25 protein-coding genes are annotated in these 23,322 nt (G+C 66.4%); 7 read left to right on the forward strand and 18 right to left on the reverse strand.

Going from position 1 to position 23,322, the window contains the following annotated elements; all coding sequences use genetic code 11:
- Positions 1-111: 111 nt before the first annotated feature.
- Positions 112-2,205, forward strand: a complete 2,094-nt coding sequence (locus tag AC1DYS_RS24400; RefSeq protein ID WP_477903977.1) for a secretin GspD/PilQ domain-containing protein — start codon at positions 112-114, stop codon at positions 2,203-2,205.
- On the opposite strand, the gene AC1DYS_RS24405 is transcribed toward AC1DYS_RS24400, so the two are convergent.
- The 7 genes from AC1DYS_RS24405 to AC1DYS_RS24435 form a co-directional block, all read right to left on the reverse strand.
- Positions 2,175-2,651, reverse strand: a complete 477-nt coding sequence (locus AC1DYS_RS24405; RefSeq protein WP_477903979.1) for a GNAT family N-acetyltransferase — start codon at positions 2,649-2,651, stop codon at positions 2,175-2,177. The two genes, AC1DYS_RS24400 and AC1DYS_RS24405, sit on opposite strands and share 31 nt — an antisense overlap.
- Positions 2,648-3,052 (reverse strand): GFA family protein, encoded by a 405-nt coding sequence (locus AC1DYS_RS24410; protein ID WP_477903980.1) that lies wholly within the window; start codon positions 3,050-3,052, stop codon positions 2,648-2,650. Before AC1DYS_RS24410 ends, AC1DYS_RS24405 begins: the two co-directional genes overlap by 4 nt.
- Positions 3,053-3,055: 3 nt before the next feature.
- Entirely contained in the window at positions 3,056-3,679 is a 624-nt protein-coding gene (locus tag AC1DYS_RS24415) for a hypothetical protein (protein WP_477903982.1), read from the reverse strand.
- A 42-nt stretch (positions 3,680-3,721) separates the two neighbouring features.
- Positions 3,722-4,102, reverse strand: coding sequence for a RidA family protein (locus tag AC1DYS_RS24420; RefSeq protein WP_477903984.1), 381 nt, complete (start codon positions 4,100-4,102; stop codon positions 3,722-3,724).
- A gap of 50 nt (positions 4,103-4,152) precedes the next feature.
- Positions 4,153-4,368 carry a DUF3565 domain-containing protein gene (locus AC1DYS_RS24425; protein ID WP_477903986.1) on the reverse strand — a complete coding sequence of 72 codons (216 nt, stop codon included), beginning with the start codon at positions 4,366-4,368 and terminating at the stop codon, positions 4,153-4,155.
- An 89-nt stretch (positions 4,369-4,457) separates the two neighbouring features.
- Positions 4,458-4,847 carry a GFA family protein gene (locus AC1DYS_RS24430; RefSeq protein WP_477903988.1) on the reverse strand — a complete coding sequence of 130 codons (390 nt, stop codon included), beginning with the start codon at positions 4,845-4,847 and terminating at the stop codon, positions 4,458-4,460.
- 60 nt (positions 4,848-4,907) lie between these two features.
- Positions 4,908-5,372 carry a RidA family protein gene (locus tag AC1DYS_RS24435; protein WP_477903990.1) on the reverse strand — a complete coding sequence of 155 codons (465 nt, stop codon included), beginning with the start codon at positions 5,370-5,372 and terminating at the stop codon, positions 4,908-4,910.
- Positions 5,373-5,789: 417 nt separating this feature from the next.
- Between AC1DYS_RS24435 and AC1DYS_RS24440 the strand changes: the two genes are divergently transcribed.
- Positions 5,790-6,377 (forward strand): alpha-ketoglutarate-dependent dioxygenase AlkB, encoded by a 588-nt coding sequence (locus tag AC1DYS_RS24440; protein ID WP_477903992.1) that lies wholly within the window; start codon positions 5,790-5,792, stop codon positions 6,375-6,377.
- Between the two features lie 8 nt (positions 6,378-6,385).
- On the opposite strand, the gene AC1DYS_RS24445 is transcribed toward AC1DYS_RS24440, so the two are convergent.
- From AC1DYS_RS24445 to AC1DYS_RS24460, 4 genes are all read right to left on the reverse strand, one after another.
- Positions 6,386-7,234, reverse strand: a complete 849-nt coding sequence (locus tag AC1DYS_RS24445) for an alpha/beta fold hydrolase (RefSeq protein WP_477903994.1) — start codon at positions 7,232-7,234, stop codon at positions 6,386-6,388.
- Between the two features lie 156 nt (positions 7,235-7,390).
- Entirely contained in the window at positions 7,391-7,999 is a 609-nt protein-coding gene (gstA, locus tag AC1DYS_RS24450; RefSeq protein ID WP_477903996.1) for a glutathione transferase GstA, read from the reverse strand.
- 107 nt (positions 8,000-8,106) lie between these two features.
- Positions 8,107-8,673 (reverse strand): hypothetical protein, encoded by a 567-nt coding sequence (locus AC1DYS_RS24455; protein WP_477903998.1) that lies wholly within the window; start codon positions 8,671-8,673, stop codon positions 8,107-8,109.
- 63 nt (positions 8,674-8,736) lie between these two features.
- Positions 8,737-10,095: a TIGR03118 family protein gene (locus AC1DYS_RS24460; RefSeq protein WP_477904000.1), complete on the reverse strand. Its 1,359-nt coding sequence runs from the start codon at positions 10,093-10,095 to the stop codon at positions 8,737-8,739.
- A gap of 128 nt (positions 10,096-10,223) precedes the next feature.
- Between AC1DYS_RS24460 and AC1DYS_RS24465 the strand changes: the two genes are divergently transcribed.
- The gene (locus tag AC1DYS_RS24465) at positions 10,224-10,547 is read left to right on the forward strand and encodes an ATPase with chaperone activity (RefSeq protein WP_477904002.1); all 324 of its coding nucleotides are present in this window, start codon (positions 10,224-10,226) and stop codon (positions 10,545-10,547) included.
- Between the two features lie 4 nt (positions 10,548-10,551).
- Here the strand turns inward: AC1DYS_RS24465 and AC1DYS_RS24470 are convergent, their stop codons facing one another.
- Positions 10,552-11,445 carry a Tim44 domain-containing protein gene (locus AC1DYS_RS24470; RefSeq protein WP_477904004.1) on the reverse strand — a complete coding sequence of 298 codons (894 nt, stop codon included), beginning with the start codon at positions 11,443-11,445 and terminating at the stop codon, positions 10,552-10,554.
- Positions 11,446-11,559: 114 nt separating this feature from the next.
- Between AC1DYS_RS24470 and otnI the strand changes: the two genes are divergently transcribed.
- Positions 11,560-12,345 (forward strand): 2-oxo-tetronate isomerase, encoded by a 786-nt coding sequence (gene otnI, locus AC1DYS_RS24475; RefSeq protein WP_477904006.1) that lies wholly within the window; start codon positions 11,560-11,562, stop codon positions 12,343-12,345.
- Here the strand turns inward: otnI and AC1DYS_RS24480 are convergent.
- Positions 12,335-13,228 (reverse strand): 5'-nucleotidase, encoded by an 894-nt coding sequence (locus tag AC1DYS_RS24480; protein ID WP_477904008.1) that lies wholly within the window; start codon positions 13,226-13,228, stop codon positions 12,335-12,337. The genes otnI and AC1DYS_RS24480 overlap by 11 nt on opposite strands.
- A 136-nt stretch (positions 13,229-13,364) precedes the next feature.
- Here AC1DYS_RS24480 and AC1DYS_RS24485 point away from each other — a divergent pair, with 136 nt between their 5' ends.
- The 3 genes from AC1DYS_RS24485 to AC1DYS_RS24495 all read left to right on the forward strand — a co-directional run bounded on the left by AC1DYS_RS24485 (position 13,365) and on the right by AC1DYS_RS24495 (position 16,507).
- Positions 13,365-13,571, forward strand: coding sequence for a hypothetical protein (locus tag AC1DYS_RS24485; RefSeq protein WP_477904010.1), 207 nt, complete (start codon positions 13,365-13,367; stop codon positions 13,569-13,571).
- Between the two features lie 187 nt (positions 13,572-13,758).
- Positions 13,759-14,505, forward strand: coding sequence for a response regulator (locus tag AC1DYS_RS24490; RefSeq protein ID WP_477904012.1), 747 nt, complete (start codon positions 13,759-13,761; stop codon positions 14,503-14,505).
- A gap of 10 nt (positions 14,506-14,515) precedes the next feature.
- Positions 14,516-16,507 (forward strand): hybrid sensor histidine kinase/response regulator, encoded by a 1,992-nt coding sequence (locus tag AC1DYS_RS24495; RefSeq protein WP_477904014.1) that lies wholly within the window; start codon positions 14,516-14,518, stop codon positions 16,505-16,507.
- A 21-nt stretch (positions 16,508-16,528) separates the two neighbouring features.
- Here the strand turns inward: AC1DYS_RS24495 and AC1DYS_RS24500 are convergent, their stop codons facing one another.
- The 5 genes from AC1DYS_RS24500 to gspD all read right to left on the reverse strand — a co-directional run bounded on the left by AC1DYS_RS24500 (position 16,529) and on the right by gspD (position 23,322).
- Positions 16,529-16,957 (reverse strand): globin family protein, encoded by a 429-nt coding sequence (locus tag AC1DYS_RS24500; RefSeq protein WP_477904016.1) that lies wholly within the window; start codon positions 16,955-16,957, stop codon positions 16,529-16,531.
- Between the two features lie 106 nt (positions 16,958-17,063).
- Positions 17,064-18,071 (reverse strand): AAA family ATPase, encoded by a 1,008-nt coding sequence (locus tag AC1DYS_RS24505; RefSeq protein WP_047490957.1) that lies wholly within the window; start codon positions 18,069-18,071, stop codon positions 17,064-17,066.
- A 233-nt stretch (positions 18,072-18,304) separates the two neighbouring features.
- Positions 18,305-19,522 (reverse strand): type II secretion system inner membrane protein GspF, encoded by a 1,218-nt coding sequence (gspF, locus tag AC1DYS_RS24510; RefSeq protein ID WP_477904017.1) that lies wholly within the window; start codon positions 19,520-19,522, stop codon positions 18,305-18,307.
- A 117-nt stretch (positions 19,523-19,639) separates the two neighbouring features.
- A complete protein-coding gene (gene gspE, locus AC1DYS_RS24515; protein ID WP_047490951.1) occupies positions 19,640-21,061 on the reverse strand; it encodes a type II secretion system ATPase GspE in 1,422 nt (473 codons plus the stop codon).
- 2 nt (positions 21,062-21,063) lie between these two features.
- Positions 21,064-23,322, reverse strand: a complete 2,259-nt coding sequence (gene gspD, locus AC1DYS_RS24520) for a type II secretion system secretin GspD (protein WP_477904019.1) — start codon at positions 23,320-23,322, stop codon at positions 21,064-21,066.

Raw genomic sequence — 23,322 nt, forward strand, 5'->3', positions numbered from 1 at the left:
ACCGCGGTGACACGCGCTTGCCACCATCGCGTGCCCTCATCTCCCATGTGCTTCATCGTGCCCCTACTCAGTACCGCGGGCAGTGCGCCGGCCTTGTCATCGCTGCCGCGCTTGAACCGAACCGCCTCGGCCCGCCAGGCCGTGGCCCCTTTCCTGGCGCTGTGCCTATCGCTGGTTGTGGCGGGCGCGTTTCAACCGGCGCACGCAGTGCAGGCCACGTCGAAGCCCGCGACCTTGACGCTGAATTTTCCTGACACCGAGTTGGATGCTGTGGCGCGCGCAATGGCCTCCATCCTCGGGCGCCAGATCGCCGTCGATCCGCGTGCAAAAGGAAAGATGACGCTGTACGCCGAGCAGCCGGTGACGCCTGCGCAGGCCTACGCGTTGTTCACTGCAGCCTTGCGCGGCCTGGGTTGCGCGATCGTTGAATCGAACGGGCTGCTCAAGGTTGTGCCCGAGGCCGATGCCAAGCTGCAGACAGGCCCGGTGACGGTGGGGCCGGCGGGGGCCCAGGGCGACCCGGTCATCACGCAGGTGATCCACATCGTTCACGAGAACGCGACCAACCTGATTGTGGTGCTGCGCCCGCTCATCAGCCCGAACAACATCATCAACGCCAACCCCGGCAACAACACGCTGGTCATCACCGACTACGCCAGCAACCTCGCGCGGCTCGGCACGATCATCAGTGCGCTGGACACACCGAGTGCCACCGATGTGGAAGTGATGCCGCTGCGGTACGCGCTCGCGTCCGACCTGGCCGTGACGGTGCAGCGCCTGAGCGAGGGCGCGGCGCAGTCGTCGACAGCGGGCACGGCGGGCGCAGCAGCGGGCGGTGCAACCGCAGCCACCGCCACGGCTGCGTCCAGCGGCAGCTCGACCTCGATCCTGGCCGACACCAAGCTCAACGCGCTGCTGGTGCGTGCGCCCAACCGGGCGCGGCTGGCCGCCATCCGCGCGTTGGTGGCGCAGCTTGACCAGGCCGGTGCCAGCGGGGCTGGCGGCAGCAGCATCCACGTGATCTACCTGCAGCATGCCGAAGCGACGCGGCTGGCCGCAGTGCTCAGGGCCGCGGTGCCGGCCTCCGACGCGGCACGCGCGGGTGGGTCGAGCGCTGGCAGCTCCGTGGGCGGCGGCTCGGCGGTCTCATCGAATCTCGGCAGCGCCAGCAGCAGTGGTGCGGGCAGCGGGCAGGCGACGGCATCGGTGTCCGGCGCCGCGCAGCCGTCGACGGGCGGCTACATCCAGGCCGACCCGGCCAGCAACTCGCTGATCATCACGGCGCCGGATGCGCTGTTCCGCGACCTGCGCGCGATCGTCGACCAGCTCGACACACGGCGTGCGCAGCTCTACGTCGAGTCGCTCGTGGTCGAGGTCGACGCCAGCAAGTCGCTCGACGTGGGCCTGCAGTGGAAGCAGATCTTCAACATCAGCAGCTCCACCGAACTCACGCTCGGCACGGTGGCCACGGCGCTGGAGACGATGACGGGCACCAACATCCTGTCCACCGCCAACATCGTGACGCTCGACAACGAAGAGGCGAAGATCGTGGTGGGCCAGAACGTGCCCTTCGTGACAGGCTCCTACACCAGCACGAGCAGCAGTTCGACCAGCCCGTTCCAGACCATCGAGCGCAAGGACGTGGGCCTCACGCTGCGCATCCGGCCGCAGATCGGCAAGAACGGCGCCATCCGCATGACGATCCAGCAGGAGTCGTCGTCGGTCGACAGCATCAGCACGAGTTCGGGGCCGACCACCAACAAGCGCTCGATCGAGTCCACCGTGATGGTCAACGACGGCAAGATCATCGTGCTCGGCGGCCTGATCGAAAACAAGTACGCGAGCGAAGCGAACCAGATTCCGTGGCTCGGCCAGCTGCCCTACATCGGAGGCCTGTTTCGCAGCCTGCAGCGCGAACGCAAGAAGACCAATCTGGTGGTGTTCTTGCGGCCGCTCGTGATGCGCGACGAAGCGGCGGCGGACGAACTCTCGCTCGACCGCTACGACTACATCCGTGCACGCCAGCGCGAGTTGCCGCGTGATGTGCGCCAGGTGCTCCCGGAGAACGACACGCCGCAGCTGCCGCCGCGGCTGTCACCCTTGAGCGAACGGGAGGGCAGCGCCGAGTCGGTGGTCGTTCAGCCGGTTAGCGCGCTGTTGATCCAGCAGACCGGTCAGGCTGCGCTTGAACTCAGGCGAACGTAGTGGTTGTCGAACTCGGTCTGCTCGACCAGCCGAAAGCCATGGCGCGCGTAGAAGCGATTGGAATCGCTTTCGCGCAGCGCACCCACCCGGATGGCGAGCCCTTTGGCGGTTGCCTGCTCGATGACATCGGCGAGAACCGCGGCACCGATGCCCAGGCCTTGGCTCGTCGGATGGATGTAGAGGTGGTCTAGAAGCAGGCAATCGGCCTGGGGCTTGACCACCACGAACCCGGCTCTTCGTCCCTCGACTTCGATGTGGCGTGTGTGCTCAGGCGAGAAGCCCGACAGGAACCGCTCGCGTGCACGAAGCGGGTTGAACCGGCCGATGCGCTCCAGGCTGTCTCGCATCGCTTCGATGCGGAGTTGCACGAGCGCTTCGGCGTCGTTCGCCTCCGCCGGCGTCAACGACACCGTCACCTGGCGAGAAGGCTTCGCCGTGCCGCTCACGTGGGGTCCTTGTCGAATGCCACCGTGCCCGGCGGCAACTGGACCCACGGGTGCCTGCGGCAGTCGTAGATGGAAAGCTTCGGTGCCGGGAAGCTCGGGTCTGCGAATGCGCCCACGGCCACGCCCACGCCGCCTGATTCCCCCTCTTCGGTGTGGAAGAGGTTGGTGCCGCAGACGGGGCAGAACCGGAAGATGAACCTCGCGCCCTGGTCCCCGGTGCGGATGTATTCGGTGGCAGTGCCCGTGACCTTGTAGGGCGCGGCAAAGCTGGCCAGCGCCGCGAACACGCTGCCGGTTCTCTGCTGGCAGGCGAGGCAGTGGCAGATGCCGACGCCGCGCGGTTCGCCCTGCACTTCAATGCGCAGCTGGCCGCAGGTGCAAGAGGCGGTGCGTGTGCTCATGGCCTATCGAAGTTTTTCAAGTGCGCCGCTTTGCTTCAGGTCCGCGAGCACCGTCTCGGCGAAGGTGCCGGTGTAGAAAGAATCGAAACTCGCGGCGGTGCGCGGGAAGCGGTACGCACGCGCAAACTCGCCGACGGTATTGACGCTCGTGCCGCTGGCGCCGGGCTGGCGGTCGCCTTTGGGTTCGAGGCGCATCACCGCGACATCGAAGCGGAAGTACTTTCCGGCGCTGTCTTCGTCGACCGTGTGAGACACCTGTAGCAGACGATTGCATCGGTTCTGTGCAAGCGCCGCGAGCACGACCTGTTGGTTGCTGGCGGCGTCCACGGTGGGCACGAGCAGTTTGACGGTCTTGTATTGGCCGAGCACCAGCCGGTCATGAAGCTCGGTGGTCACCGAGGCATTCACCTTGTCCCAGAAGGCGGCAATCTTCGGGTCGTCGAACTTGCTGCCGATGGCACCACCAGCGACCACCGCACAGCCGGTGGCTGCCGTGAGGTAGGCCGTCGTGTTGCCCTTTTCCGGGCTTGGTGCGGCGGCTGGCCCACCGGTGGGCGTTGAGCAGGCCGTGAGGAAGGCGAGGAGGGCCGAGAGGGCGGGAAGGGCGTAGAAGGTCGCTGCACGCATGGTTCGATTCGGAAGTTTCTTGGCGGCTGAAGACCCGAAAGGTTACGCCTCGGCGATGCCCGCAATGGAGACCTTGAGACCCGGGATGCGCGCAGGCAGCTTGGCGCCCTGTCGCGCTGGGGGGTTGGCAGGGAACCAGCGGAGCCATTCCTCGTTCATGCCGGCGAAATCGTCTTCGTCCGCCAGCACGACGGTGACGCTGACGAGCTTGTCCAGCGAGCTGCCCGCCTCTTCGAGGATGGCCTGGATGTTGGTCAGGCACTGCCGGGTCTGCTCTTGAATGGTCGTGCCCTTGATGGCTCCGGTGGCCGGGTCCGCGGGAGCGGTGCCGGAGACGAACACCAGGCCAGCGGCTTTGACCGCTTGGCTGTACGCAGGTGGCGGCTTGGCCGCCTTGGACGTGAAGACGATTTGACGGGCCATGTTGATTCCTTGGAATGTTGGCGAGGTGAATCGAATGAGGTCACAGCCACTCAGGGCGGCAACGGCCAATCGCGTGGCGCGTGCTCATCGCACTTCTTGCATGCCAGCGTGCGCCCGAGTGTGGCCTGCCGCCCTTCAGGTGTCGTCACCCAGGGGCGGTTGGTCCAGGGTGGGTTGTGGCGAACGTGCTGGTTGTGACCGCACTCCAGCTCGGCGACCCAATCCTGCTGGTCGTCCAGGTGAAAGCCGACGATGCGCTGATTCATTGGGTCAGGTCCTGACGTTGCTCACGTCATGCGCGCGCATCTGGCGTGCCGAGCACGCCGCCTCAGGCCAGTGTTCGTGCAGCACTCTGCTACCTGCGCTGTGCATGCAGTGCCTTTGCCGCTTGCTCCCAATTCGCACCATCGAACTGACGCAATGGGATGGAAGAAAGGTCCACGCCATCGATGCAACGAATGTTGACCGCCCACCGGCTCGGGTCAAGGCGTGGCCTGCAGAAGGGATGAACGCCACAGACCCGGCAAGCGTAGTGCTTGGCCGTCATCGTGTTGAACTGGTACAGCGTCAGTTCACTCTCTCCTGCGGTGATGCGAAAGCTCCCGTCTGAAGCGCCGTGCCACAGAGCCCCCACGCGCCGGCACAGAGAGCAGCTGCACGCCATGACGTAGTCCAGCGTTGCGTCGAGCTCAAAGGCAACTCGGCCGCAGTGACAGGAGCCTTGGTGGGTGAGTCGTGTACTCATTGGTGCCTGCCAGACCGTGAGAATTTCCGGCCAACATTCAGCATGGTTGCGTTCCGGGGGCTACTTGCCCTTGATCTCTACCGTCGCCTTGAGAGTAAGCGGTACGCCGTTGCGTAGGGAGTAAACCCCTATGACCGAACGAGCGTGCAAGCCTGAAGGGCCAAAGATCTCCGCCAGAAGATCGGATGCACCATCCAAGACTCTCGCGTGATCTTCGAACTCTGAAGTGGTACAGAGCGAACCATGAAGTTCAACTACTTGAGCAACCTTGTCCAAAGAACCAATCGCACTCTTCATCGTGGCAAGCAGGTCGATGCACGCAGAGCGCGCAAACGCATAGCCTTCAGCCGTTGAATATTCGCTTCCCAGGCGCCCTTTGGGCATCTTGCCGTCGATCGGAAGCGGGGCCTTGCCCGACAGATAAAGCAAATTTCCTGATTGAACGGCCGTCGCGTAGTTTCCGGCTGGGCCGCTTCCGGTCGGAAGTTGTATGCCAAGGTCCTTGATTCGTTGATCTGCATTCATGTCGTGCTACTCCTGCTGCGGCACTCTTTAGGCGCCCGCTCGCGCCAGGCCCAAACGATTATTCATGGCAACGTCTCATGGACGCCTGGCCTTGATTCTGATCCTCATGAGGGCGTTCACCCAATCGAAGGTTAGGCCCGCGCATTCCGCTCRAGCTCCGGCATGAACGGAATGTCGGTGCTTTCGATGTCGAGACCCATTGTGAGAGCAAGGTCGTGACCTGGCAGTGGACCCCCGGCCAGTCCAGCGGATCAAGGTCCGCCTCGTCTCCTAGACCGAGTGCGTGGCTGGGTCATTCGGATGTGAAGACAACGGTGATCTATACCCCTGTGCTTAACCGCTCGGGCTCGGCATCGGAGCCCGCTCGATCACATCTGACCGAAGGAACCTCGCTGTGCTTCAGGGTTCGAAGTGAACGTGCAAGCCTCTCTTTTCTCCGACCTGCCTTCGGCCTTGCCTGAAGGCTGCGTGTACGCCACCGAGTTCATCAGCCGCGACGAAGAGGCTCGCCTGCTGGCGTTCATCGCGGACCTGCCGTTGCAGCAGGCGCAATACAAGCAGTACACCGCTCGTCGCCGGGTCGTGAGCTATGGCGGTGTGTTCGACTACGACGCGTTGACGCTGAAGCCGGCCGGTGCCTTGCCGCATGAGTTGGAGTGGCTACGCGACCGCGCGGCGACCTGGCTTGGTGTGTCACCCGACGACATCACGCATGCGCTTGTTGCCGAATACCAGCCCGGCACGCCGCTCGGCTGGCACCGCGATGTGCCGGAGTTCGAATGCGTGGTTGGGATCTCGCTCGGCACATCGGCGCGGTTGCGCTTTCGCCCTTATCCGCCTGACAAGCCGCAGCGCAAGGACATCGTCACGCTCGAGGTCCAGCCGCGGTCGGTCTACCAGCTGACGGGGCCGGCGCGCTGGGCCTGGCAGCACAGCGTGCCGGAGGTCGAGACGCTGCGGTACTCCATCACCTTTCGCACGCCGCGCGGCGTGATGCCGCGGTAGCTATCTGCCTACTGAAGCACAAACTCGCGCAGCCGTGCGAAGGCCGCGTCGGGTTCGTCGCGCCAGGCACCGTGACCGGAGTTGGCAAAGCTTGCGAACTGCACCCACTGCGCCGGCAGCGCCGCGGCGATGTCTCGCGCGTCGTCCAGCGGGCAGACGGGGTCGAGCTCGCCTGCCATCACCAGCACCGGGCATTGGGCGCGGCTCAGGCCAGGCAGCAGGTTCATGGTTTGCTGTTCGCCGCTCGCCGAGGTGAAGAGGATGTCGGTGTTGAACACGATGCGGCGCGACGCATCGTCGTTCGTCGGCGACACGGTGTTGTAGTGCTGCTTGCAGACGCGTTCGTACTCGGCCCAGGTGGTCTCGTTGGGCTGGGTCCAGAAGCGCTCGGCCACGTCTCGCGCCTCACGGCCGCCGAGCTGCTCGAACATCGCCAGCTTGCGCGGCAGGCCCATGTGGGGCGAGGTGCTCGACAGCACGATCTTGGCCGCATGGGCCGGGTGGCGCTCGATGTAGCGCTGCGCAACGAAGCCACCGAACGACTGGCCGAGCACGATGGGCTTGACGATGCCCAGCGCGTCGCACAGCCGCACCACGTCGTCGGCGAAGGTGTCGAGCGTCCACTCGGCAGCGGGGCGGCGGTCGCTGCGGCCGTGGCCGCGGTGGTCGTAGTAGACGATCTGGGCAATGTCGGCCAGGCGCGAGAACGCGGGCTTGAACCCCGAGTGGTCGTAACCCGGGCCGCCATGCAGCAGCACGAGCGTGGGCTTCTCGCGCATCACCGGCCCATCTGGAACGAGTGACGGCCCCTGGATGTCGACGAAGAGACGAACCCCGGGGGCAATGGTGACGTGCATGGGCGGTGGCGAGGGGGCGTGGAGGTGGGGCCGATTGTGGCGCCACCTCGTTCGCGCTGGCGTCGACCGCCCGGGCTTTACGTTGTCACTGCGGCGAGTGCTCCTCGCAGGCGGATGCGGAGCGCGTTCATGGGACGAGCTGCCTCGCAGTGGCACTCATGCCGTCAAGCCTTCCGCACGCAACGCAGCCTGCACCGCGGGCCGGCTGGCCACACGACCAGAGTGCTCCGCGAGCACGGGCCAGTCGGCCAGGTTCATGCCGAAGAACCGCGTCCAGCCCAGCACGGCGAAGAGGTAGCCGTCGGCAACGCTGAACTGCTCCCCGAGCGCAAAGCGCTTGCCCTGGATTTGCTGGCTCACCCAGTCAAGACGTGCGCGCAGCTTGCGGACCACGGTGTCGCGCGTGCTGGCATGCAGGGCCGGGTTGAACAGCAGGCCGAAGTTCTGGTGCAGCTCGGAGTTGATGAAGCCGAGCCACTCCTGCAGCCGTGTGCGCTCGAAGCTGCCTGCTGCGGGTGCCAGCTGTGCAGCCGGCGCGCGGTCGGCGATGTACTGGACGATGGCCGGCCCTTCGGAGAGCTGCTGCCCGTCATCGAGCACGAGGATGGGCACGTAGCCGCGTGGGTTGATGGTGAGGAAGTCGGTGCCGTCTTCGAGCCGGCGGGTGGCGGGGTCGACCTTGATCAGTTCCACCTCAAGGCCCGCTTCACGCAGGGCAATGTGAGGGGACAGCGAGCAGGCGCCGGGAGAGTAGTAGAGCTTCATGATGATGTTGGGTGATGTGGGTTGTGAAACAAGCTTCGATAGGGGTGTCTGCGAAGGCGACCATTTCGACAGGTCACATGGCGCGGGTCTTGAACATTTGCGACGACTCAGCGCAGGTGGGCGTTTGCCGCCAGCCACCGCGCGACGCGCGGCCGCACGAACACCATCGCTGCTGCAATGCTCATCGCCAGCAGCGCGAGGTAGAGCGCCATGAAGTCGACCAGGGACATGGCTGGCGCAATGACGCGCGACACGCCCATGAACGAGGCATACAGCCAGCTTGCACTGCTGGTGGCGCCGAGCACCACGGGCAGCACGGCGGTTGCTTCGCGCCCTTCTTGGGCGTCTCGCAGCATCGGGAAGGCCAGCGTGTGCAGCCCGAAGCCGTTGGCCGTGAGTGCCGACACGACCAAGAGCTTGGCCATCGGTTTGGGGCTCGCTAGCAGCCGCTGCAGATCCAGGCCGACGTCGAACAGCAGCAGCGCAATGCCGCTGAGCCACAGCACCGCCAGCGCGATGCTCAGCGTGTGCGCCGTGCGGCTCAGCCGCTGCAGGTCGATGCGGCGCTCGCGCAGCAGCGCCAGGTCTTCACGCGCGACGGTCGAGAACGCCACCGCGAACGCGAGGGCGTGCAGGTAGAGCACGCCCTGATGAAGCAAGGTGAGGGTGTCCATGAGTCGCCTCCAGTGGCGCCGCGTCGCCCGTCGGATCGGGGTCGACGCGGCAGGCCTTCTTTCTTACTTGCACATGGAGATGCCACCGATGTAGGGCAGCGTCTTCGGGTTGGCTTCCAGCTTGCCGACCAGGCCGTCGGCTTCCTGGTTCGGGCCCGACGCGAAGTACATGTGGTTGGCTTCGCCGAGGCTGGCGCCGTTGCCGAACTGCAGGCCCCACAAGCCGTCGACCACGACACGCTTGCCGTGGTCGTCGCGCACGTAGTCGAGTGCGACCTTGTAGCGCGGGTGGAAGGCGACGATGGTGCCGTCGCCGAAGTTGCCGACCAGCAGGCAGCCGGAGTAGAGGCCGTAGTTCTTCGGCGCGATGGCCACGCCCCACGGGTAGTTCAGGTAGCCGCGGCCGGCCCACTTGGCGATGAGCTTGCCCTGGGTGTCGAACTCGGCGAGGCGGCCTTCTGCAGGAGGCGGCTTCGTGGGGTCGGGTGCCACGTGCCGGCCGTAGGTGGCGAACACACTCTGGCCCAGGGTCTGCACGTTGAAGGCCTCGAAACCACCGGGTTTCGGCTGGCCGGCAGGTTGGTAAGGGTTCTTCAATGGCGCCTGCTCGACGAAGCTGCCGTCGAAGACGCGCAGCGCGGCGTCGGCACCGAAGTCGGCCACCAGCATGCGACTGGCGTCGGGCGTCACGGTCACGCCCAGGTAGTTCGCGTGCTTGGCGCTGCCGTCGACCACGACCTTGGAATCGGCCGGCCGATCGAAGCCGCCTTCAGGCCGGGCGCGCTCGGTCCATGCGGTGACGGTGCCACTTGCGTTGGCAAAGAAGAACTTGGTCGCGTTGGTGATCGCGCCGTTCTCATGCGGCTGGGTGATGACGAAGTTGGAGCCCGGGTTGAACGCGGTGCCGGTGGCCGGGCCGAGCGTGTCGACGACCTTCAGGTCATCCTGAAACAGCGGGGTGCCGCCCACATCGCCCACGTACTGCAGCGACTTGCCGCTGCCCGCCGAGGCAAACCAGAAGTGGCCGCCCAGACCGGCCGGGCGGATGGCGATGCCCCATGGGTTCTTCAGGTCGGGGTCGACGATCAGCGCGCCGAACTCGGGCTTGTTGGCGATGAGGTTGGTCTGCTTCACGCCGGGAAACCAGCCGAGCGACTGGGCGGCTGTTTCACCACCGCCGGGGCCATTGACCGGCTGGTCGCCGGCGGGTGGGATGTTGACCGCGCGCAGCTGTGTTTCAACCTCAGCGCGAACCTGCGCCACCTGTTCCAGCGTGGCGGCGTCGGCATCGTCGTTGTCGGCAACGGCGGTGGGTGGCGCGGCGGCGGCCGGGTCATCGGAGCCACCGCCGCAGGCAGCGAGCAGTGCGGCGGCAGCGGCCACCGCGGTGAGGGTACGGAGTGCAAAGGGAAGGTGATGCATGTCGGCCTCGATCAAGCAAAGAGTGAAGGAGCACCCAGTGTCTTGATGCGAGAAGCGGCGGTCTTGGACATCTGCGACATGCTGCAGACAAGCCGTCGACATGCGAACGCACTGCGACAATCGCGGCCATGTCAGACGAAAGCCAGATCGAGATCCCACCGTCGTTCATCGCGCTGTTCGTCGAGCCGGGACGCATCAAGCCGAACGCATCCCGCGCAGAGATACAGCAGCGCTACGAGTTCTGTGAAGACCTCGCGAGCATGCTGACCGAGACGGCGCAGAGCCGCTTGTGGGAGCTGGGCATCACCGAGAGCGATGTGCTGGCGCGCATTCGCGGCGGGCTGCTCGCCGGAGAGGCGGGCGTGAATGCCGCCGAGGCTGAGTGGGTCACCCGGCGGCTGGCCGAGTTGCTGGGTTGGGCCATCCCGACCCAACCCGATTCATCAGACTAAGCGATCAAGCCGCTTCGCTTTGAGCGATGCCGGCGATGGCCCAGTCGCTGTGGCCGTCGGTCGGCTTGACCAGGTGCCACACCTCGTCGAAGGTGGTGGTGGGGCCGTCGGTCTCTTCACGGATCAAGCCGTGGAAGCGCACGCTGACGATCTGGCGGTCGGCTTCTTGCGCGAAGTCGAGCACCTGTGCATTGAGCTGCACCACGTCGGTCTGCTGGCCTGAGACCTTGCGGTCTTGCAGCTCGAGCCGGAAGGTGGCGAACATCTCAGGTGTAGCGAACTGGCGCAGGTCTTCCAGGTTGCCGGCGTCATTGGCTGCCTGCATGCGGATGAAGATCAGCTTGGCGATGCGTTCGAAAGCCGGCGCGTCGAAGCCCGCTGGCAGGTTGCTCACGGGAGCTGCCGCGAAGCTCGGTTCGGTGGGGTTCTGGATCCCGGCGCCCGAGCCGAAAGCCGGTGCATTGCCCAGCGGGCCGGCGCCTGCCAGCTGCATGGGCTGGTTGCGCGCGGCGGCGCCCGGCCCGAAGCGGGCCAGCAAGAAACGAATCAGGAAAAAGGCGGCTGCGGCCATCAACACCATCGTGAGGATGTTGCCCATGCCTTCGCCCATGCCGAAATGGCTCATCAGCGCAGCGATGCCCAGGCCGGCGGCAATGCCGGCGATCGGACCCATCCACGAGCGCTTGGGCGCGGCGGCAGCTGCGGGTGCCGCGGCCGGAGCGGTGGCACCCGGGGTGGCAGCAGGCTTGGCCGGAAGCGGCTGCGCCGGCTGAGGGGGCGGTGTTTGGCGCTTCATGCCCGAGGTGGTGCCGCCGCCCAGGCGCTTGGCCTCGACTTGCGTGGCGACGAAGCCCAGGCTCAGACCAGCAACGAGCAGGCTCAGCAGAATGCGTTTCATGCGGTTTCTCGGGAATGGTGGGAACACCCCACCTTACGTGGAAGAAGTATGAGGCCAAGCTGAACGAATTCAAGAGAGGGCTTGCCTGCGGTCGATCGGCTATCGTCCCCGACCATGCCACGCTTTGCCGCCAACCTGGGTTTCATGTACGGGGAAAACCCGTTCCTCGATCGCTTTGAGGCCGCTGCGCGGGATGGGTTCCGCGCCGTGGAGTTTCTGTTCCCCTACGAGCACGCGCCGCAGCTGGTCGCGAGCCTGCTGAAAGCACATGGCCTACAACAGGTGCTGTTCAACGTGCCGCCGGGCGACTGGGCGGCGGGGGAGCGTGGCCTGGCCTGCGTGCCGGGGCGCGAAGAGACGTTCAAGAGCGCAGTGCGGCAAGCGCTCGACTACGCACACGTGCTGGCCTGCCCACGCCTGCATGTGATGGCGGGCATCGCCTCGCCAAGAGCCGATCGCAGTGCGCTGCGGGCCACGTACCTGCACAACCTGGCATGGGCCGCGCAGCAGGCGGCCGATGTGGGCGTCGACCTGTTGATCGAGCCCATCAACCTTCGCGACATGCCGGGCTACTTTCTCAACCGGCAAGACGAGGCGCACGCAGTCGTGACCGAGATAGGCGCTGCCAACCTCAAGGTGCAGATGGACCTGTACCACTGCCAGATCGTCGAAGGTGACGTTGCGATGAAGCTGCGGCAGTACCTGCCGACCGGCCGCGTGGGCCACATCCAGGTGGCTGGTGTGCCCGAGCGGCACGAGCCCGATGGCGGCGAGCTGAACTACCCCTACCTCTTCGAGTTGATCGACTCGCTGGACTACACCGGCCACATCGGCTGTGAGTACCGGCCGCGCGGCGGCACGTCGGCGGGCCTGGGCTGGCTGGCGAAGCTCAGGGGTTAGACACCCCCGCCGCCACGTGCCCCGATGGCACATGCAGCAAGGCGTTCTCGACGTGGCCGGTCTGGTCGTCGAAGAAGAAATCGGGCTCGAACTCGCGCAGGAAGGCGCCCTTGGGCAGGCCGCCGAGGAACATGGCTTCGTCGATCTCGATGTCCCACTCCATCAGCGTGCGGATGGCCCGCTCATGCGCTGGCGCGCTGCGTGCAGTGACGAGCGCGGTGCGCAGCCGCATCGCAGGCGACTCCTGGTTTTGCAGCGTCTTCAGCGCCTCCAGCAGCGGCTTGAAGGGGCCGGCTGCGAGTGGCAGTGCGGCGCGGTCGAGTTCGTGGGCCTGGAAGGCGTCGAGCCCCGCAAGCTGGAACACGCGCTCGGCTTCGTCGGAGAAGAGCACGGCGTCGCCGTCGAAGGCGATGCGCACCTCGTTCGGGTGCGCGTCGGACGCACGCGCCGAATGCGGGTAAACGCGGGCAGCGGGCACACCAGCGTGAAGCGCCGAGCGCACGTCAGGTTCATTGGTCGACAGGAAAAGGTGCGCGTTCAGCGGCTTGAGGTAGCGCCACGGCGACTCGCCGCGTGTGAACACACCGCGCTGGATCGGCAGGCCGTAGTGCTTGGCCGAGCGGAACACCCGCATGCCGGAGACCGGGTCGTTGCGCGACAGGATCACCACCTCGACGGCAGGCGATTTGGCGTTGAAGGCCAGCAGCTTGTTGACCAGCGAAAAGGCCACGCCCGGCTTGGCGGGCTCGGCCACACGCTGCAGCTGCAGCTGCATGTAGGCGCGGTCGTCGCCGGCCTCGAAGAGGCGGTTCTCTTCTTCGAAGTCGAACAAGGCACGCGAGGAGATGGCCACGACCAGTTGGCCGGCAAGGGTGACAGGCATGCGGCAGATGATAAGAGCCGCTGTGAAACAAACGAAACACGCCGAGGCTGGACTCGAAACGGCACCGATACCGGGCAGCGCGACAGTGGCGAGATAGGCAGAAGCAACCCCGCGCTGCCCGATCCCGGAGCCTTTCATGACCGAGCTTGTCACCCTCACGCTGCAACGCATCTTCGCCCGCCAGGCATCGACGTCTGGCCGATCGGCCCGCTCTGGCCGTCGAGCCGCAGCGGGCTCGCGTGACGTGCGCCAGCACCGCCCCGACTTCGCCGAGACCCGCCCGCTGGTGTTTCGCAGCGAAGCCTTCGCCGAAGACCTGGCGCTGACCCACGGTGCCGCTTGATCGTGGGACGGTTGTCGACGATGTGGCGGGTGTGGCTGTGAACGCCGTCGCTTCGCATCCGCAGTCCGGCTCGCCTTCGCGCGATTGGCTCAGCGCCGTGCTGAGCCGCGCGGACCGGGCACGCTGCGCTCCGTCGGCAGACCGATATGATCCGCTCCAGCCAACACTGCACACGGGAGCGCAAGCCATGCCACAGGGCGACGCCAGCACCGGCATCACCGTTCTGGTGGTGGACGATGAACCCGAGCTGCGCTCACTGCTGAGCGAGTACTTCGGCCGCCACGGTTTTGCAGTCCGCACCGCGCCCGACGCGCTGGCGGCGCGCGCAGCCATCGCCGAATCCCTGCCTGACCTGGCCATCCTCGACATCAACATGCCCGGCGAAAACGGCTTGTCGCTCGCGCGCTGGCTGCGCGACGCCCACCCGCGCGTCGGCCTGATGATGCTCACCACCGCCGGCGAGTCGGTCGACCGTGTGGTCGGCCTCGAGCTGGGTGCCGACGACTACATCCCCAAGCCCTTCGAGATGCGCGAGCTGCTGGCGCGAGCGCGCGCCGTGCTGCGGCGGCTGAAGGCGTCGCAACCTGCCGCGGCGGCGCAGGCGGTCGAATCCCGGCGCGTGCAGTTCGGCGTCTGCCAGCTCGACTTGGACGAACGCCGCCTGTTCGGTGTCGACAGCAACGAGATCGAGATCAGCGCCGCCGAGTTCGACCTGCTGGCGCTCTTCGCCCGCAACCCCAACCGCCCACTCAACCGCGACCAGATCATGGAGCAGGCGCACAACCGCGGCTGGGACGTGTTCGACCGCTCCATCGACCTGCGCGTGATGCGGCTGCGCCGCAAGATAGAAACCAACCCCGACAAGCCCGAGGTGCTGAAGACCGTGCGCAACGTGGGTTATGTGTTCGTGCCCGCCACGCCTGTAGCGACGTGACGGGCACCCGATGAAAAGTCTGGAGCGCGAATTCGTCTGGACCGGCCCTGCGCAGTGGGGCAAAGACAAATCGCCTCTGCCGGCGCTTGCGCCCGAGTTGATGAGCGCGCTGCTCGACAACATCACCGCCCGCGTGGCGGTGGTGGGGCGCGACCACTGCTTCATCTACGCGAACCGCGAGGCGCTTGAGTTCTACGGCCGCCCAGCCGAGCAGGTGATCGGCAAGCACCTGTCGACCGTGCTCGGCGAGGCCACGTATGCCGGTTACCTGCCGTGGGCAGAGCGCCTGTTCGCCGGCGACACGCTGCGCTGGCAGGGCTGGGTCGAGTACCCGCACCGCGGGCGCCGCTTCCTGCAGGAAACCATGGTGCCGTTTGCGCCCGCCGGTGCCGAGGTGCAAGGCATCGTGGTGTTCGGCCGCGACCACACCGAGCTCAAGATGCGCGAGGAGCAGCTCGCCGAACAGCTGGGCCAATTGCAGGCGAGCGAGGCGTTGAAGGCGGCGATCGTCGACCACGCTTTGGCAGCGCTCATCTCGACCGATGGCCACGGCGTGATCGTCGAATTCAACCCGGCGGCGGAGGCCATGTTCGGCCGCAAGCGCGCCGAGGTGGTGGGCCGGCCGGTGAGCGAAGTCATCATGCCCGAGCGTTACCGCGCACCGCATGAAGCCGGCATTCGCCGCCTGGAAACCGGCGGCGAGGGCCGCGTGCTCGGCAAGCGCATGGAGCTGCATGCGCTGCGGGCCGACGGCACCGAATTCCCGATCGAGATGGTGCTGTGGCGCACGAACGTCGGTGGCACGGCCTACTACACCGCGTCGCTCGTCGACGTGACCGAGCGCTCCAACGCCACACAGCAGATCGAGCGCCAGCGCGACGCGCTGCGCCAGAGCGAAAAGCTCTCGGCCATGGGCAGCCTGCTGGCCGGCGTGGCGCACGAGTTGAACAACCCGCTGGCGATCGTGATGGGCCGCGCCAGCCTGCTCGAAGAGAAGTGCAACGACCCCGACCTGCGCGGCGATGTGCAGCGCATCCGCGAAGCGGCCGAGCGCTGCGGGCGCATCGTGCGCACCTTCCTCAACATGGCGCGCAGCAAGCCCGCCACGCGCGAAAGCGTGTCGCTCAACGACCTGACGCGCGCCGCGGCCGAGATGCTGAGCTACAGCTACCGCAGCCACGGAGTCGAGATGCGGCTGCAGTTGATCGACGGCCTGCCGAGCGTGAAGGCCGACGGCGACCAGATCGGCCAGATCGTGCTCAACCTGCTGGTGAATGCGCAGCAGGCGCTGTCCGCCACCACGGGTGAGCGCCGCGTGCACATCGAAACCGGTGTCGAGGTGCGGCGCGAGAACCGTGAGCCGCGCGTGTGGCTGCGTGTGTCCGACAACGGGCCGGGCGTGTTGCCCGAGTTGCGCGACAAGCTGTTCGAGCCTTTCTTCACCACCAAGCCCGAAGGCATCGGCACCGGCCTGGGCCTGGCTGTGTCACGCTCGCTGGCGCGCGACCACGGCGGCGACCTGACGCTGGAGCCCACGGCCTACGAAGGCGGCGCGACCTTCCGGCTCAACCTGCCGATCAGCGGTGAACGTGTGCAGGATTCGGAGCCGATGCCGCTGCACGGTGCCGAGGCCTTGCCGCAATCGCGCGTGCTGGTCGTCGACGACGAACTCGAGATCGCCGGCCTGATGCGCGACATGCTGGAAGGCGCGGGCTACGAAGTGGCGACGGCCGAATCGGGCGCCGTGGCACTCGCGTTGCTGGAGACGGCGCGCTTCGATGCCATCGTTTCCGACCTGCGCATGCCCGACATGGACGGCGCCACGCTGTGGCGCGAAGTCTCGCAGAAGTACCCGACCCTCGCGCGGCGCATGCTGTTCGTCACCGGCGACACCTTGTCTCCGGGTGCGAGCGAGTTCTTGCGCAAAGCGCATTGCATCGGGCTCGACAAGCCCTTCTCCAAGAGCGACCTGCTGGCGGCCGTGGCAAAGCTCGTCGTCTGAGCTTGCACGGCCGCAGTCGCCTCAGGCTGCGCGGGCCGACGAGACGCCTTGCGCCGCATCCATCATCGTGTGGCTGACCACGCGGTAGAGCGCTACCCACGCGGCGTGCACGTCGTCGGTGTAGGCGGCACCCAGGCCTTGCCCCAGCGTCTTCAGCAGCGCACCACCGACGGTGGTGTAGTGCTCGTCGCGCACGCCGTAGTTCACGTGGCGCGCACCCAGCTTGCGCAGCACCGGGATCAGGTTGTCGGGCTGGTCGAGCAGGTCGACGGCGGCGCCGATCATCGTCATCAGGCGGTCGCCCTGCTGATGCATGTTGCCTTCGAACAGCTTGCGCAGGCTCGGGTCGGCGGTGAAAAGGTTCTCGTAGAACAAGGCTGCGGCTTGGGGCGCAATCGGTTCGATCAGCGCGAAGCTGCGGCGCACGTGTCCGATCTGGACAGGGGTCATGGTGAAAAGGCTCCGGGTATCAGGAGCCCACAGCATCGCGCCGGCCCGATTCACCGGTGTTTCGCCGGTGCGGGCACTTCGTTTCGTTGGTTGCGTTGGCGGCGGTTTACTGCACGAAGCCGATGCTCGACTTCTTGAACCCGGCCTCGGGGAGGTCGCAAGGTTCGATGCGGTCGCGGCGAGCCAGCTTGGCATTGCCGAAGGCCGTCATCCAGGCGCGGCGCATCTCGCGCGGGGCCATCTCGCTCATGCAGTCAAGCACGTCGTTGCCGGGCTCTGGCGCGAAGCGGCTGCCCCAGTCGTGGTCGGCGCGGATGCTGCGGTAGAGCTTGGCGGCGATGTGCCGTGCGGCGTCGCGGTCGGGTGCCAGCACCTCATACACGTTCATCCGGTTGAGGATGGGTTCGGGGATGCTGCGGCCGTCGTTGGCGGTGGCGACCCAGATCACCTGGCTCGCGTCGATGGGCACTTCGGCAAATTCGTCGGTAAAACTGCCTGCGGTGTCGTGTTCCAGCAGGCTGTACAGCGCGCCGAGCGGGTCATAGGCGTGCTCGCCACCGGCCTTGTCGATCTCGTCGACCACCATCACCGGGTTGGCGTACTGGCCGTCGACCAGGGTCTCGAAGACTTTGCCGGGGCGCGCGCCTTTCCACTGGCTCGAGGCGCCGGAGAGCACCCAGCCGGCCGTCAGCGAACTCATCGAGATGAAGCCCATGCCGGTGCCCAGCAGCATCGAGAGCTCGCGGGCGAAATGCGTCTTGCCGACGCCCGGCGGGCCGAGCAGCAGCAGGGGCGTGATCTCGAGTGCGTCGCGGCTGTCTTCACAGAGCGCGATCTGGCGCTTCACGTCGTCGAGCACGTCCGAGAAGTTGGGCAGGTCGTCGTAGAGGTGGTCCATGGCCGGCAGGCCGGAAGGCTTGACCTGGAAGCGCTCGGGGCCCTTCTCGATCATGCGCTCGTAGGTGGAGCGCAGGCCTTCGTGCTCCTTGTCGGGAAGCTTGTCGAGCTTGCGGCCGACATCGTCGACGCGGTAGAGGCTGCGCATGCGAGCAATTGGAATGCTGCCGCGATGTGTGCCCGAAGACACGGTGACCAAGCCCTTGGATGCGCTCATGTGACCTCCAGAAAACGCAGACCGCGGATTCATTGAAGCAAACAACGCGGCTGCGCAGCCATCGATAACAACCCGAAATGCCACCCACTTTGCAATCGAAGGGCATGCACGACCCATGCCAATCACGACAATGTCGAGCAACGCAGGCATCGATCAAGCAACGCCAGCGGAGCCGGCTTCGCCGGTCCGCCAGGCGGCGCCCCTCGGGGGCAGGAGCAAAGCGACTGGGGGGCCTACTTCACCCAGGTATTGAGCTGAATGATCGGCAACAGCACCGCCAGCACGATCAACATCACGATGCCACCCATGGCGACGATGAGCAAGGGCTCGAGGATGGTGGCGATGGCCATGGCGCGGCGCTGCACTTCCATGCCGGTCTGGCGGGCGGCGCGGTCGAGCATCTGCGGCAGCTGGCCGGTTTGTTCGCCCAGGCGGGCGAACATGGACAACAGCCCGGGGAAGCGCTTCTTGCCGGCCAAGGCCGAGGCAAGCGGCGCGCCTTCGCGCACCTGCACCAGCGCGTCCATGGCGTCGGCGCGCATCGCGCGGTTGGAGAGCGTTTCCGCCGCCGCCTGCAGCGCTTTCAGGATGGGCACGCCGGCGCCGGCCAGCATGGCCAGCGTGCCGGAGAAGCGCGCTGCGTTGTAGCCGCGGGCCAGTTTGCCAATCAGTGGCAGCGTGAGCCAGCTGGCGTCGAACTGCTCGCGGAAGACCTCGTTGCGAAGCATCAGCCTGAGTGCCACCACCGCTGCAATGATCCCCAGCAGCAGCAGCCAGCCGTAGCTGCGGATGAAGGCGCTGAGCGCCAGCATGGCCACGGTGAGGCCGGGCAGGGCGCGCTTGGAGTTGGTGAACACCGAGGCCACCTGCGGCACCACATAGGTGACGAGAAAGATCACGATCACCACCGCGATCAACGAGACGATGGCGGGGTAGAGCGTGGCGCCGATCAGCTTCGCCTGCAGGGCCTGGCGCTCTTCCAGGTCGTCTGCCAGGCGTTCGAGCACCGTGCCGAGCGCACCGCTCTGCTCGCCGGCGGCGACCACGGCGCGGTAGACGTCGTCGAACTCCCGCGGGGCGCTCGCGAGGGCGCGCGCAAATGGCGAACCGGCATTCACCTCGCTGCGCAGATGCGCCACCAGTTCGCGCTGGCGCTGGTCTTCGGCCTCTTCGCTCAGGGCAGTGAGGGCGCGTTCCAACGGCAAGCCGGAGCCGACCAGGCCGGCAAGCTGGCGTGTCCACACCGCCAGGCCGGTGGAATTGAAGACGCGGCGCGTGAGGCGCAATCCGCCGGTGGCCTGGGTGCCGGCCGACGCAACCTGGGTTACGTCCAGCGGCACAAGGGCTTGCGCGCGCAGCTGCGCGCGAGCGGCCTTCATGTTGTCGGCTTCGAGCAGGCCGGTGCTGGTCTTGCCGGCGGCGTTCAGCGCTTCGAATTTGTAGGCGGGCATAGGACGTGAAGCGAAGGGCGAGAGGCCCCGTTTACGGGGATCGACCAGCGCAACGGCCGGCGAGTCCTGCGGGCTCGATGCCCGCGCGGCGAGTATTGGGCCGTGGCAGAGCCTTCATCATTCCCTCGTGACCCGCATCACTTCTTCAGGCGATGTGATGCCTTCGGCGACGAGCCGTTCGCCGTCTTCGCGCATGGAGCGCATGCCGTTGGCTTCGGCTGCGACGAAGATCTGCGACTCGGCAGCACGTGCGTGGATCAGGCCGCGCACCTTGTCGTCGGCCACCATCAGCTCGTAGACGCCCGTGCGGCCCTTGTAGCCGCTCTGGCCGCATTCGCTGCAGCCCACGGGGTGCCAGCGGCCTTTCGCGTCTTGCTTCTTGCAATGCGGGCATAGCTTGCGCACCAAGCGCTGGGCCAGCACGCCCAAGAGGCTGGAGCTGAGCAGGAAGGGCTCGATGCCCATGTCGGTGAGTCGGGTGACAGCGCTGGGCGCGTCGTTGGTGTGCAGCGTGGCGAGCACCAGGTGGCCCGTGAGCGACGCCTGCACCGCGATCTGCGCGGTTTCGTAGTCGCGGATTTCGCCGATCATGATGACGTCCGGGTCTTGCCGGAGGATGGCGCGCAGTGCCTTGGCGAAGGTGAGGTCAATCTTCGAATTGACCTGGGTCTGGCCGATGCCACCGAGTTCGTATTCGACCGGGTCTTCCACCGTCAGCACATTGGTCGTGCCGGTGTCGATGCGGCCGAGCGATGCGTACAGCGTGGTGGTCTTGCCGGAGCCGGTCGGGCCTGTGACGAGCACGATGCCGTGCGGCTGCTGCACCAGCTTGTCGAAGTTCTTCAGCGTGTCGCCACCCATGCCCAGGCCTTCGAGCGTGAACTTGGACTCGCCCTTGTCGAGCAGACGCAGCACGGCACGCTCGCCGTGCGAGGAGGCCAGCGTCGACACCCGCACGTCGACCGCGCGGCCGCCGATGCGCAGCGAGATGCGGCCGTCTTGCGGCAGGCGCTTCTCGGAGATGTCGAGCTCGGCCATGATCTTCAGGCGCGAGATCAGCGCGGCGTGCAGCGCCTTGTTGGGCTGCACCACCTCGCGCAGCGTGCCGTCGACACGGAAGCGCACGGAGCTCGAACGCTCGTAGGGCTCGATGTGGATGTCGCTCGCGCCGTCTTTGGCCGCCTGCGTGAGCAGGGCGTTGAGCATGCGGATGATGGGCGCGTCGTTCGCGGCTTCCAGCAGGTCTTCGACGGCCGGCAGGTCTTGCATCATGCGGCTCAGGTCGACCTTGCTTTCGACCTCGCCGATCACCGTGGCGGCGCTCGACTCACCGCCCGCATAGGCGGCCGCAATGCGGTTGCCGAGCGTCGACGCCGCCTCGCGCTCCAGCGAGTCGATCTGGTACAAGCGCAGCACCTCGCTCAGCGCCGGCAGCGACACCGTCTCGGGCGCCCACAGCACCAGGCGCTCGCCATCGTCCTCGAGCAGCAGGTTGTGCGCCTTGGCGTAGGCGTAGGGCAGGGGATGTCGTGCGCCCATGGTCAGTTGCTCACTGGGGCTGGCGTGGCGCCGCTGGCAGGTGCGGATGCGGGCGGCGGCACCGACGGCACGGCCACCGGTGGTTGCGGCGGGCTATCACCCAGCGGGCGCGGCACGCCCGTGGGGGTGGCGACGTCAGGGCGGATGGGAGGCAATTGCGGCGACTGGTTGATCCCGAGCACGCCGTTGTACGGTGGCTGGGCTGCCTGCTGCTCGCCGCGGATGTAGTCGTAGCGATCGAGCGACACGCGGTTGGCCGCGGCCTGGTCGCGCATGACCACCGGGCGCAGGAACACCATCAGGTTGGTCTTCTTGCGCTCGCGGGTTTCGCTGCGGAACAGCGCGCCAAGGAACGGGATGTCGCCGAGCAGGGGGACCTTGGAACGCGTCGTGTTGTAGGTGTCTTCGATCAGGCCGCCGAGCACGACGATCTGGCCGTCATCGACGACGATGGTCGAGTCGATCGAGCGCTTGTTGGTCGTCGGGCCGGCGTTGTCGGTGCCTGCCGCCGTGGTGGTGGCGACGGATGACGACTCCTGGAAGATCGTCATGCGCACGGTGCCGTTCTCGCCGATCTGCGGTTTGATGCGCAGCGTGATGCCGACGTCCTTGCGCTCGATGGTCTGGAACGGATTGGTGGTGCCGGTGCCCGTGCTGGTGAACGAACCGGTGATGAAGGGAACGTTCTGGCCGACGACGATCTTGGCCTCTTCGTTGTCGAGCGTGACGAGATTCGGTGTCGACAGGATGTTGGTACCCGAGGTCGAACTCAGCGCCTGGGCCAGTGCACCGAGCGTGTAGATGTTGCCGATCTTGTGGGCCAAACCGATGTTGAAGCCGGCGCTCGGTAGGCCAGCCGCCAGTGCAGTGCCGACGGCCTTGGTGCCCTGGGCAACCGCGACCGACCCGTTCAGGATGTTGTTGAGCCCGCTGCCGTAATTTGTGCCTACGCCGACGACATTGGTGTCGCCGTTCTTGCCCAGGATGCCTTGCCACTGGATGCCAAAGCTCGCCGTCGTGCTGGGATCGACCTCGACGATCAGCGACTCCACATATACCTGCGCACGGCGCGAGTCGAGCTGGTCAATCACGGCGCGCAGCTGGCGGTACATCGGCTCCGGGGCCGTGATGATCAGCGAATTGGTCGCCGGGTCGGCTTGCACGAAGCCGCCCGTCGATGGCGAGGCAGAGGCGCTGAGCGGTGCCGTGGCCTGGGCCGAGGCACCGCCGCTGTTCGACGTATTGGTCTGCGCCGTGGGTGATGCCGTTGGCGTGCTGCTCGTTCCACCGCCACCGCTGCCTCCGCTCGAACCCGAGCCGGCGCCATAGGCGGCACGCAGCACCGTGGCGAGCTTGGCTGCGTCGGCGTTCTTCAGATAGACGACGTAGATGTTGCCCATCGGGTTGCTGCCCTGGGTCGGCTGGTCCAGCTTCTCGACGATGGCCTTGATGCTCGCCATGCGGGCCGGTGTCGAGGCGCGCACGATGAGCGCGTTGCTGCGCGCGTCGACCAGGATCGACGAGGTGGCACCGACGCCTGGTACCGGCGCTGCTGTGGAACCGCCATCGCTCAGGCGCTGCACCATCGTGGCCAGATCGGTGGCCACGGCGTACTTGAGCGGAATGATCTCGACGTCGCCCGAACTCGGCGTGTCCATCGCCGCGATGATCTTGCCGATGCGCGCGAGGTTGTCGGCGTAGTCGGTGACGACCAGCGTGTTGTTGCCAGTGTTGGCGTTGATGGTGTTATTGGGGCTGATCAGCGGGCGCAGCACCGGCACCAGGTTGTTGGCGTTCTCGTGGCTGAGCTTGAAGATCTGCGTCAGCACCTGGTCGCCCTGGCGCGTGACCGATGAACCCACCGTCACCGTGCTCGACTGCAGCTTGGCGTCTGCCTCAGGCACCACCTTGAACAGACCACCCGATTCGACGACGGTGAAACCCAGGCCGCGCAGCGCCGCGAGGAAGTTGAGGTAGGCCTCGCGCGGTGACAGCGGCTGTTCGCTGAAGAGCGTGATGTTGCCCTTGACGCGCGGGTCGACGACGAACTGCTGGTTCAGGATGGCGCCCATGGCGCGGGTCACGCCCTCGATCTCGGCGTTGACGAAGTTCAGTGTGACGGGCTCGCCTTTGAAGCGTGATTCCTTCGGTTGCTGCGCGAAAGCCATCGGGGTCGGGGCGAGCGAGGTGACCAGCATCGCGGCGGCGAACGCGGCGGTGAGCGGCCGTCGCGGTGTTCGAAGGGTGGAACTTTTGTTCAT

Source organism: Rhizobacter sp. P2_G4 (genome assembly GCF_056403575.1).